This is a genomic window from Kosakonia sp. H7A (assembly GCF_003028445.1).
Taxonomy (GTDB): domain Bacteria; phylum Pseudomonadota; class Gammaproteobacteria; order Enterobacterales; family Enterobacteriaceae; genus Kosakonia; species Kosakonia radicincitans.
In genome coordinates this window covers 1-629 of sequence record NZ_PYTZ01000047.1, presented here as the reverse complement: position 1 = coordinate 629, position 629 = coordinate 1, and the positions used below count along the sequence as shown (strand labels likewise).

Genomic DNA, 629 nt, shown 5'->3' with positions numbered 1-629 from the left:
CATGCGCTCGGTCGCCGACTTGATGCGCTCGGGCAGCGGCGCGAACTCGCGCGACATCAAGCCGTAGATCGCACTGCCGGCCACGTTGTTGTAGACCTGCGGGTCCCACGCCCAGCTCTGCAATACCTCGGTATTCCAGATGTCCGATTGCAGCTGGTTGCGCAGGATCGCCGCGTCCACCTGGTTCTCGCGCGAGAGCTGGCTGGCGTCGATCTTGTCCAGCTGCGCCAGCAGCGACTTGCTGGCCTCCAGGCCCTTCTGGCGGCCAGCGGCCGAGAGGTCGTCGATCTGGCCGTCGAAGCGGTGGTCGCCGATCTGCGTGGCCCCGACCGGGGACAGCTGCATCCAGGTATCCAGCGCCTGCTTGGAGAGCTCGGCGAAGCGCGCATCGGCCGTCGTGGCGGCGGTGGCGGCGCCGGCGGGGCTTTCGGCGGTGGGGGCGGTGTCGGCCTGTTTCTGGCAGCCGGCCAGGGCAGCCAGCAGGGCGGCGGTGAGCAGGGTCTTGCGCATCGGGGTTCCAGGTGGGTCGAAACCGTCGAGGATAGGCCGCCTCGCGTGCGGGCGCACATGCCTTTGGATTACCTTGGGCGCTCCAACCGGAGGGAAAGGCAATGCAGTACGAAGGAAGC

The 629-nt window shown here is 68.2% G+C and carries 1 protein-coding gene; it reads right to left on the bottom strand.

Features of this window, described 5'->3' with window-relative positions; genetic code table 11:
- On the bottom strand, nucleotides 1-510 hold a 510-nt coding region (locus tag CWM66_RS28030), incomplete at its 3' end, for a DUF885 family protein (protein WP_146159956.1).
- Nucleotides 511-629 lie beyond the last annotated feature (119 nt).